The organism is Micromonospora sp. NPDC005299, assembly GCF_042872345.1.
Taxonomy (GTDB): Bacteria; Actinomycetota; Actinomycetes; order Mycobacteriales; family Micromonosporaceae; genus Micromonospora.
In genome coordinates this window covers 36,395-46,155 of the sequence record NZ_JBIAKG010000011.1, presented here as the reverse complement: position 1 = coordinate 46,155, position 9,761 = coordinate 36,395, and the positions used below count along the sequence as shown (strand labels likewise).

The window sequence follows — 9,761 nt, the reverse complement described above, 5'->3', positions numbered from 1 at the left end:
CTTCCTACAGGGTCGAGCGGCGGGCGTACTGGCGGCGCATCTTGTCGACCAGCCAACTGACATCGACAGGCGGATTGACGGCCCCCACGGGGTCGACCCTCGTGGGCGTCGTCTCCGGCACCTCCACGGTGCTCTGCTCCTCGACGACCGGCAGATCCTCGGGGTCCTCTTTTGGATCTTCGAGGCCCGGCGGAACAAGCAGTTCCGTGTCTCCGTCGTAGGTGAGCGCGGCGACCTCTTGCCGCAACTCGGCGGCCGTCCTGCCGCTGGTGGCCGTGGCGACTTCCAGCAGCCGCGTGCGGACGGTGTCCAGCCCGGGGCGGGAGGTCGGGTCGAACGCCAGCATCGCGCCGAGCAACGGCGCCAGCGCCGCCGGCACGCCGGAAAGGTCCGGCAGGTCGCTTGGCTCGGTGATCCGCAGCAGCAGGTTCCAGGAGTTCGTCGGCGGATAGAGGCCATGCCCGGTGAGCGCGAACACGAGTGTCGCGGCAAGGCCGTAGATGTCGACCGCGGCCGTGAGCTCCCGCTCGCCGCGGACCTGCTCCGGAGACATGTAGGCGGGCGTGCCGACCAGGGCTCCGGCCTCGGTCAGGTAGTGCTCGCGTTCGACCAGCACCGCCAAACCGAAGTCGATGAGTTTCGGGCCGTCCGGGCCGAGGATGATGTTCTGCGGCTTGAGGTCGCGGTGCAGGAGCCCGACCTGGTGAACCCTGACCAGCCCGTCGGCGAGCATCGCGCCGGCCATGGCGGCCACCGGCAGCGTGAGCGGGCCACGGGCGTCGACGTGCTGGCGCAGCGTGGCGCCGGGGACGTACTCGACAGCAAGCCAGGCCGGGTTCGCGAAGGGGTCGGCGTCCTCGAGGCGAGCCACCCGCGAGCCGAAGATCAGCTTGAGACTGTCGACCTCCGCGGCGAACCGATCCCGAACCGTCGGCTCCTCAACGAGGTGCTGCTTGATCACCTTGAGCGCGACGCGATCCGCGGTCGGCGACACTGCGAAGTACACGTCGCCCATGCCGCCCGACCCGAGCGGCTTGACCAGTTCATAGCCGCCGATGTTGCCCAGCGTCATTCGTCCCCCTCACGATGACACCCGCCAAACTGCTGGTCCGTCATGTCGGCCCCACACCTGACGGACGCATGACCGTACAACGTTGGATGATCACGCTGCTAGTCACCCTTTGGCGCATTGTGCTGGCCTGATGGCCGGGAGTCACGATTTTCGATTCAGCCTGAACTCTGCGACCGACGCTCATCGCGCACGACGCTCAGGGCGTAGGCCGCCATTGGCCAAACCGTCTGCGGTGAGCTGGACCAGCTCCGCGCCGAGCGCTGCTGCCTGTCGGATTGCCGACTCGAAGGCGTCGAGTCGCTGGAACGCCTCCCCATGCGCGCGCTGCTCGTCCAGCGATAGCCGCCGCACCTGCGCCCGCCGGATGTCGAAGCGCAGCGTCCCGGACAGGCTCGACGCCTGCTTCTCGTTCGTCGACGTCCGCAGCTGACCGGCGAGAAACCACGAGTCCAGCGCCGCCGGATTGGGCCGCAGCAAGTAGAGGTTCCGCCCCAGCAGCGCCCCCTGAGTCGTCACCACCCGGGCGGTGAGCTGCCGCGCGATCATCGGCACCACCACGTCCCCGGCCGCGAGCCGGATCTCCTGCCCCAACCGCCCGTCGTCCCGGCCGGAGGGGTTTTCGCCGTTGAGCGCGTCCTGCACGGTCAGCACTGGTGGCCCTCCGGCCGTCGGCTCGCCGGCTTCCGCTGACGCGGCCCGGATCGGGCCGAGCAGTTGCAGTGCGCCGGCGCGAGCCAGCTCCCCCACCGACAGGAACTCCCCGTCCGGCCCCTCGGGCGCCGGCGTCACCTGCGGCATCAGCCCCGGCAGGTCGCCGACGATGGCCGCGAGGCGCTCTCTGGTGCGTACCAGATGCTCCCCTGTCGCCTCGCCCCCGACGGCGGGTTGGCGGCGCGCGGGGGTGAGGTCGACCTCCTCGTCGAGCAGCTCGATGACCGGCACCGCCCGGGCGAAGCCGACCTCCTCGACGTCGGCGTCCGGCGCGGCAGTGAAGGTTCGCCAGACGGCGAGGACCCGCGCGTAGGTCTCGGCAGCGTCGCCAGCAGCGGCGTCCACCAACAGCGTCCGCGCCGACGGAGGCGCGTCGGGCGCCGGCCGCCGCAGCACCCACAGGTGCAGGGGTACGCCATGCGGCGCGGCCACCCCCGGCGGGAGCGCAATGACGGCACGCAGGGCACCGCGCCGCAGCAGCTCGGCGCGGATGCGGCGGCCGGCGCGACGGCTGGCGACGGTGGGCGGCATCAGTAGGACAGCGTGGCCACCGGCGCGCAGATGGGCGAGGGCGTGCTGGGCCCAGGCCAGCTCCGGCTCGGTACGTGGGGTGGTGCCGACGATCCAGCGGGGGTCGTGGCCGAGCTCCTCATCGCCCCAGCTGGTAGTCCCGAACGGCGGGTGGCAGACGACGGCGTCGAAGGTGCGACCGGCAAAGGCGTCGGCGCGCAGCGAGTCACCGGTGCAGACCTCCCCTGCCACGTCGCGCAGGGCCAGCCACAATCCGGCGAGCCGGGCGAGGTCCTCATCGATCTCCTGCCCGTAGGCCGAGGTGCATCCGGCGCGGACACCGGCGCGGAGCGTGGCGCCGGAGCCGGCGGCCGGGTCGAGGACGGAGCCGCCACCGACGCCGGCGAGCCCGACCATCAAATCGGCCAGGTCGTCCGGGGTGGCGAAGGGGCGGCCGGGTCCGGGGGCGGAGAACCGTTGCCACAGCGCGTCGAAGGCGCCCTGTGGTCCGAGTTCGTCGGCGAGCGCGTCGATGTCGGGCAGCAGCGACTTGAGCTGCGGATCAGCTGATCGGCCGGGGCGTTGACCGCGTTGCCGGGCGAGGAGCAGGGCACCGACGGCGGCGAGGCCGGCGGCGGGTGACTGGCTCGCGGCGGCGAGGTGCCGCCACAGCCGGTCGGCGTTGGCCAGCTCGGGAAGTTTCCCTTGGGCGTGGAGCCACTGCTCGACCTGCCCCAGGTCGAACTCGGGGCTGGCCGCGGTGCCGCCTACCGGGGCGGGGAAGTCGGCGTGCCGTTTACGCCAGTTGCTGACTGCGGCCCGACCGACACCGGCGAGCCGGGCGATCTCCGCTGCGGTGATGGTCGGTGTCTCCTGCACGTTCGGAGTGTGTCACACCTGTCAAGCATGATGCCTGTTGACAGCGTTCACAGATGATGCTCTCATTGACGCCGCCACGTTCACAGCAGGAGGAAAACGATGCGCAAGGCCACCACTCTCGCCCTGATCGCCACCGGTCTCGTCGCCTTGGGCTGCAGCGCCGGCTCCACCGAGGACACCACCAGCAGCAAGGCCGACGCTGGCGGCGCCAAGGGCGAGGACAAGCCCGCCAAGGTCGCGAAGATCGGTCAGGCGGCCCGGGACGGCAAGTTCGAGTTCACGGTCAAGTCGTCCAAGTGCGGCGTCGCCAAGATCGGCACCAATCTGATCGGCGCGAAGGCCCAGGGCCAGTTCTGCCTGGTCACGCTCAACGTCAAGAACATCGGCAAGGAGTCGCAGATGTTCGACGGCAGCAGCCAGAAGGCGTACGCCCCCGACGGCACCGAGTACTCCGCCGACGGCGGGGCAGCCATCTACGCCAACAAGAACGCCGAGACGTTTCTCAACGACATCAACCCCGGCAATCAGGTCACCGGCGTGGTCGTGTTCGACATTCCGAAGAAGGTCAAGCTCGCCAAGCTCGAGCTGCACGACTCGCCGTTCTCCGGCGGCGTGACCGTCTCCCTCGCCTGATCCACCGCTCAACCCGGGGCGGGCGCCACCGCCCGCCCCGCCCTTCCCTGTCCCCACCACTGTTCACCGAGGAGACCGTCATGTCCGACCCGACCCAGCCCATGCCGCCCCATCAGCCTGACGACCAGGCCGCCATGCCGCCGCAGTCGGCGCCGACGCCGCGCGGTGCCCCGGCTCCCCCGTTCCCCGCCCAGCCGCAGAACGCCACGGTCGCCGAGTCGCCCAGCCCGACCATTCCCGCCAAGCGCTCCAACGCCCGGGCCTGGATCGTCGGCGGCATCGCCCTCGTCATCGCCCTGTGCTGCGGCGGGATCGGGATCGCCGCGCTGAGCAACGGCGATGCCGAGCCGGCCGCCGACGCTGCGTCGTCGGTCGCGCCGAGCATCACGACGGCCGCTCCGACCAGCGCGGCGCCCACGACGTCGGCACCGACCACCGCGCCTGCATCGACGGCCCCCGCCCTTCCTCTCTACGACACGCCGACGAAGAACGACTTCAAGCTCAAGGTGAAGATCCTGCGCAAGCAGTGCTTCGGCAGCGCCGGCTGCAACGTCACCTACCGGGTCGACGTGACGTACACCGGCAGCGGGCTCGACCCGTCCAAGACGTACGAGGTGACTTACCAGGTCAAGGGCGCCGAGGACCCGATCATCAACACCTTCGAGGTGACCGGCGACTCCGCCTCCGTGCAGGAGGAGGAGATGGCGAGCACCAAGCGTTCCGGGGACAGGCTGACCGCCGCGGTCACTGACGTCGCCGAGTTCTGAGGGAGAAGTCGTGCGTCCGGATGAGTTCCTCCGCGCCCTGCACCTGCTCCCCGCTCCCCTGCACGCCCGCGCCCTCCCCCTGCGCCGCTACGTCCACCGCACCGCCTGCGCGGACTGCCAGCGGATCGGCGACGCGGTCACGCTCGCGCTCACCGCGGCGAAGTACGACGAGCTCGACTCGGCCGGCGAGCTTCTGGACAGCGCCGAGCGGCTCGCCGCCGGGCACGGCACGGCCTGCCGGCCGCAGCCGGATCAGGAGGGTGGTCGCGGCCGGGTCGGGCGCTGGGCGGCGGCGTTCGCGCCGGTCGTCGCCGCGACCGACGCCAGCTGGAAGGGCCGCGTCGGCGGCATCGCCTACGTGGTCAGCGACGGCCATTACGGCCTGCGTGGTCGGGGCACCGGCCGGCTCGATCCGACCGGGGCGTCGCGGGTGCTGATCAACGAGCTGCGGGCGGTCGACTTCCTGCTCTCAGCGTACGACGAGGCCCCGGCGGGGATGACGGTGCTGGTGGACAGCACGGTCGCCCTGCGCTGGCTGCGCCGGTGGCAGGCGGGCGAGGTGTCGGCGATGCCGGCCGGCTACAGCCTGCGCCAGCGCCGGTGGGCCGACCGGCCAACGCTGGTCCGGCTCGCCGAGACGGTGAGCCACCGGCCGGACCTGTCGTTCCAGCACGTGAAGGGGCACAGCGGGCACGCCCTCAACGAGGCCGCCGACGGCCTGTCGCACATGGCCCGCCGCCGGCTCGAGGAGACCTTCGACGTACGTCCGCGGGCGCACGCCCTGGTCGACGCCTTCCTGCACGACTGGCACGCGGCCCTCCCCCACTGACCCGGCCCGCCGGTCCATGCGCCGGGCACGCCGGCTGATCCATTGCCGACAGAGCACCACAGCGCACCAGCTTCCCCACCCACCGGGCGGGTCGACGAGTCATCGGCCCGCGGACACCAGCGCCTGGAGGAGAAGACGATGACCTCTGTACGAGCCCTCTGGGCCGGTCCGGGATTTTGCCCGCGCCAGCCGGTCGGACTGCCGGCCGCCGCGCCGACCGCCGGCTTGGCGAGTCGTCGCGGTGATCGACAGGCCGTCGCCGGCCTGCTCACGCGACCGGCCGCCCCCGACTGTCCTGTTGCACTGCCGGCTTGACCGCCGATCACTTCACAGACGGCAATTGCGGAACGTCGTCGCACCACCACCACGAGCGAACCGGCCCGAACCGGAACCATCCACCTTCCCTGCCCTGCCCGGAGGTCGCCTGATGGACCACACCGAACCCCTGGTCGAGCTGATCTTCGACCGGCTCGCCGCTGATCGCGTACTCGATGACACCGCCGAGGTGGTCCTCGCCGCGCTGAGCGGCGAGGCCGACCTGGACGCGGCGCTCGCCGGCGCGCCGACCACGCTGGAGCCGCAGCGCCCGACGGCGGACGAGCCGCGGGAGCGGATCTGGCTCTCCTCGGTCACCGTCGCCGGGTTCCGCGGCGTCGGCCCGGAGCGCACCCTCGCCATCGAGCCCGGCCCCGGGCTGACCGTTGTGGTGGGGCGAAACGGCTCCGGCAAGTCCAGCTTCGCCGAGGCCGTGGAACTCGCACTCACCGGGGACAGTGCCCGCTGGGCGGACCGCAACAGCGTGTGGCGTACCGGATGGCGCAACCTGCACGCCGGCGACCCGTGCCGGATCGCCGTCGAGCTGCGGGTCGACGGGGTCGCCACACCCACCAGGGTGGTCCGTTCCTGGCCGTCGGAGGCGGAACTGGGCGACGCCGAGGTGACGGTCACCAGCGCGCGCGGCACCCACCAGGACCTCGCCGAGCTGGGGTTGGCCCGGCCGTTGGAGCTGTACCGGCCGTTCCTCACCGCCGCCGAGCTGGGCCGGCTCACCGCCGGCACGCAGAGCCAGCTCTTCGACGCCATCTCCGCGATCCTCGGCCTGGAGGCGATCAGCGACGCCGACCGGCGGCTGATGGCCGCCGCGCGCCCCCTCGACACCAACATCAAGGAGGTACGCGGACAGCGCGCCGCCCTCGCCGCCAGCCTCGCCGGGATCGACGGCGACCGGGCCTGGGGGGCCGCCGCGCTGCTGCGCACCCGGGGCGCGGCCGACCTGGCGATGCTGACGGCGATCCTCGACGAGCCGGACGAGTCGACCGCCGACGAGGCGGTGCTGCTCTGCCGGCGGCTGGCGGCGATGCAGCTGCCCGACGCAGACGAGGTGACCCGGCTGGCCGCACAGCTGCGGGAGGCCGCCGCGCAGGCGCGCCGGCACGACGGTGGCCGGTCGCGGGCGTCGCTGCGCAGCGCCGAGCTGCTCCGGCTGGCCATCGAGCACCACGACGACTGGGGTGACGGGCCGTGCCCGGTCTGCGCGACGGGCCGCCTCGACGGCGACTGGCGGACCAGCGCGGCCGCCTCTCTGGCGGAACTGCGCGACCGCACCCTCGCCGCCCAGGCCGCCGCTTCCCGGCTGACCGCGCTGCTGCAGCGGGCGCACTACCTGATCGACGACCTGGACGTGCCCGTCGGTGACGCCGACGGGATGCCGGTCGGCGACCTGCACGCGACCGTGACGGCGCTGCGGCTCACACCCGGCGGCCCAGAGGAGCTGGCCGACCATCTGACCGCGCGGTACCCGGCGGTGCTCGCGGCGGCGCAGGCCGTCCAGGCGTACGCCAGGGGTCTGCTCCGCCAGCGCGACACCGGCTGGCAGGCGGTCGCCGGCGAGCTGCGGGCCTGGATCGCGTCGGCCGAGACGCTGCCCGAGCGGGAACGCGCCCTGGCGCGGTTGAAGGCGGCGCGGGCGTGGCTGAAGGAGACCGGGGCGGAACTGCGCAACCAGCGGGTGGCGCCGTTCGCGGAGCACTCGCAGCAGATCTGGGCGCAGCTGCGGCAGGAGAGCAACGTCGAGCTGGGCGCGATGACCCTGGCGGGCATCAACACCCGGCGGCGGGTGGTGATCCCGGTCAGCGTGGACGGCGCCGACAACGGCACCGCCCTCGGGGTGATGAGCCAGGGCGAGATGCACGCCCTCGGGTTGGCGACGTTCCTGCCGCGCGGCTGCGCGCCGGAGAGCCCGTTCCGGTTCATCGTGGTCGACGACCCGGTGCAGAGCATGGACCCGGCCAAGGTGGACGGGCTGGCCCGGGTGCTCGCCGAACTGTCCGAGCAGCGGCAGGTGGTCGTCTTCACCCACGACACCCGGCTGCCCGACGCCCTCGCCCGCCTCGACCTCGGCCGGTCCCGCATCGTTGAGGTGACCCGCGCGGAGCGGTCGGTGGTGACCCTGCGGCCCGGCTCCGACCCGGTGACCCGCTACCTGGACGACGCGTACGCGCTGGCCCGCACCGAGGAGATCGCGTCCGAGGTGCGCGGGCCGGTGGTGGCAGAGCTGTGCCGCTCGGCGATCGAGGCGGCCTGCCACCGGATCGTGTGGCGCCGGCGGGTCGCCCGGGGCGTACCGCACGACGACATCGAGGCGGCCGTCGTGGCCGCGTCCCGCAGGCTGACCACCACCGTCGCGCTGGCGCTCTTCGACGACGCCGACAGGGGCGGCGACGTGCTCGGATACCTCAGTCGCCGGCACGGGTCGCGGGCGGTGGGCGCGTACAAGGCGTGCAAGGAGGGCGTGCACGGGGCGTACCTGTTCGACCTGCCCGTCCTGGTTGCGGACGTCCGCCACCTCGCGGAGGCACTGCGGGTCCAGGGCGCGGCCGTGCCCGCGCCCCGTGACAGCGCGGAGGTCCGGTCATGACTGCGCCGACGCCCCGGCGTTGCCTGGCGGCGGCCGACCAGATGCTGCGCGGCACCGGCCCGCTCGGCGCGGCCGCGGTGACCGCTGGCTGGTGGCCACGGGCGTGCGCCTGCCTGATCCGGCTAGCCCTCGAAGGCGGCATCGACGCCTACTGGCGGCGGACCCGCCCGGTGGTGGCGGCGTGCCGGCAGGGCCGGGCGAAGCAGCTGATGCTGCGCGGCCGGTTCGGGCCCGGACCGGCCGTCGCCCGGCGGGTCGCCTTCACCTGGGCGGCCCTGTCGGCCGCCGCCCACCACCACTGCTACGAGCTGGCGCCGACGGCCGCCGAGCTGCGTCGCCTGCACACCGAGGTGAGCGCCCTGCTCACCCAACTCGACGGAAGAACGGAACCTCAATGACCTACCCGCAGCCCGGCTTCGACCCCACCCGTCCGCAGCCGCCGCTGCCGGCCGTCCTGGGGCCGTATCCCCCGGTGTCCGCGCCCACCGGCGGGTACGCGCCGCTCTCGGTCATGCCCTACCAGGGTGGCCTCTACCCGCCGGTCGGGCAGCGGCTCACCGTCCAGCCCGTCTTGACCTCGGGCATGGCGACGGCGTCGCTGGTGCTCGGGATTCTCGGCGTGCTCGGCGGCTGGTGCCTGTTCGGCCTGCCGTGCGTCCTGGCCGTCATCCTCGGCCACCTGGCGCTGCGGGAGACCCGGGACGGCATGCGGGCGGGGCACGGCATGGCGGTCGCCGGCCTCGTCCTGGGCTACGTGTTCGTCGGCCCGATGATCCTGTTCACCGTCATGGTGTTCTTCGGCAGCGTCCTGAGCGCCGCCACCCCGACGCCCTGAACCGGGGCGGAACAACAGGTGTGACACGCGGCCGCCACCGCGGCCCGGAAACAGGCGCCCACGAGGCCGCCGGAAAGACAGGAATGCATGTCCCAGAAGAATCCCCTCCACGCCGTGCCCGACCGGTTCCTCGAACTGTCCCGGCGGGACGACGGCTTTGTCGTCACGGCCCGCTGGAACAGCGACACCGGATCGGACGAGATCAACGGGCCGGACGAGGTCGTCATCCGCATCTCCGACGAGGCAGCCCCCGAGGTACGTCGGCACGGCATCACGTCGGCGGTCCTGCACCGGATGGGCCGGCGGGTCGACGACATGGTGGCGGAGTTCCATGCCATGCCGCGCGTCGGTGCGTACCAGGTGATGGTGGGCCGCTACATCGAGGGCCGGCTCGCCGAGCTGGCCCAGGCCCGCGGTGCGACCGCGGACGGCTTCGAGGCCGACCTGCTCGCGGTCTACGAAGACCTGGCCGGCCGCCAGCACGCCGACCCGCTCGGTGCCCTCGCCACCGCAACCGGCCGGACCCGCGCAGTCCTCAGCCGACTGCTCGACATCGCTCGTCACAACGACCAGGAGGGACCCTCGCGTGAGCGCCTCGCATAACGCCG

At 72.6% G+C, this 9,761-nt stretch carries 9 protein-coding genes; 7 read left to right on the top strand and 2 right to left on the bottom strand.

Annotated features, from left to right (window positions below):
* Positions 1-4 precede the first annotated feature (4 nt).
* Together ACFYPD_RS26590 and ACFYPD_RS26585 are read right to left on the bottom strand one after the other, a co-directional pair.
* A complete protein-coding gene (locus ACFYPD_RS26590) occupies positions 5-1,072 on the bottom strand; it encodes a serine/threonine-protein kinase (protein WP_387118906.1) in 1,068 nt (355 codons plus the stop codon).
* Positions 1,073-1,252: 180 nt separating this feature from the next.
* On the bottom strand, positions 1,253-3,172 hold the full coding sequence (locus tag ACFYPD_RS26585) for an N-6 DNA methylase (protein ID WP_387118903.1): 1,920 nt from the start codon (positions 3,170-3,172) through the stop codon (positions 1,253-1,255).
* 99 nt (positions 3,173-3,271) lie between these two features.
* On the opposite strand from ACFYPD_RS26585, the gene ACFYPD_RS26580 reads away from it, so the two are divergent.
* From ACFYPD_RS26580 to ACFYPD_RS26550, 7 genes are all read left to right on the top strand, one after another.
* Entirely contained in the window at positions 3,272-3,805 is a 534-nt protein-coding gene (locus tag ACFYPD_RS26580) for a DUF4352 domain-containing protein (RefSeq protein WP_387118899.1), read from the top strand.
* Between the two features lie 80 nt (positions 3,806-3,885).
* A complete protein-coding gene (locus tag ACFYPD_RS26575) occupies positions 3,886-4,572 on the top strand; it encodes a hypothetical protein (protein ID WP_387118896.1) in 687 nt (228 codons plus the stop codon).
* Between the two features lie 10 nt (positions 4,573-4,582).
* Positions 4,583-5,401 (top strand): ribonuclease HI, encoded by an 819-nt coding sequence (locus ACFYPD_RS26570; RefSeq protein WP_387118893.1) that lies wholly within the window; start codon positions 4,583-4,585, stop codon positions 5,399-5,401.
* A gap of 427 nt (positions 5,402-5,828) precedes the next feature.
* On the top strand, positions 5,829-8,318 hold the full coding sequence (locus ACFYPD_RS26565) for an AAA family ATPase (protein ID WP_387118890.1): 2,490 nt from the start codon (positions 5,829-5,831) through the stop codon (positions 8,316-8,318).
* Positions 8,315-8,716 carry a hypothetical protein gene (locus ACFYPD_RS26560; protein ID WP_387118883.1) on the top strand — a complete coding sequence of 134 codons (402 nt, stop codon included), beginning with the start codon at positions 8,315-8,317 and terminating at the stop codon, positions 8,714-8,716. Before ACFYPD_RS26565 ends, ACFYPD_RS26560 begins: the two co-directional genes overlap by 4 nt.
* Positions 8,713-9,153 (top strand): DUF4190 domain-containing protein, encoded by a 441-nt coding sequence (locus tag ACFYPD_RS26555; protein WP_387118880.1) that lies wholly within the window; start codon positions 8,713-8,715, stop codon positions 9,151-9,153. The genes ACFYPD_RS26560 and ACFYPD_RS26555 overlap by 4 nt, the downstream gene beginning before the upstream one ends.
* An 87-nt stretch (positions 9,154-9,240) precedes the next feature.
* Entirely contained in the window at positions 9,241-9,756 is a 516-nt protein-coding gene (locus ACFYPD_RS26550; protein WP_387118877.1) for a hypothetical protein, read from the top strand.
* Positions 9,757-9,761 lie beyond the last annotated feature (5 nt).

What these genes read in the sequence shown, in the direction of transcription:
- ACFYPD_RS26550 (WP_387118877.1), top strand. Translation starts at nt 9,241, where the DNA reads ATGTCCCAGAAGAATCCCCTCCACGCCGTGCCCGACCGGTTCCTCGAA.
- ACFYPD_RS26565 (WP_387118890.1), top strand. Translation starts at nt 5,829, where the DNA reads ATGGACCACACCGAACCCCTGGTCGAGCTGATCTTCGACCGGCTCGCC.
- ACFYPD_RS26560 (WP_387118883.1), top strand. Translation starts at nt 8,315, where the DNA reads ATGACTGCGCCGACGCCCCGGCGTTGCCTGGCGGCGGCCGACCAGATG.
- ACFYPD_RS26555 (WP_387118880.1), top strand. Translation starts at nt 8,713, where the DNA reads ATGACCTACCCGCAGCCCGGCTTCGACCCCACCCGTCCGCAGCCGCCG.
- ACFYPD_RS26590 (WP_387118906.1), bottom strand. Translation starts at nt 1,072, where the DNA reads ATGACGCTGGGCAACATCGGCGGCTATGAACTGGTCAAGCCGCTCGGG.
- ACFYPD_RS26580 (WP_387118899.1), top strand. Translation starts at nt 3,272, where the DNA reads ATGCGCAAGGCCACCACTCTCGCCCTGATCGCCACCGGTCTCGTCGCC.
- ACFYPD_RS26575 (WP_387118896.1), top strand. Translation starts at nt 3,886, where the DNA reads ATGTCCGACCCGACCCAGCCCATGCCGCCCCATCAGCCTGACGACCAG.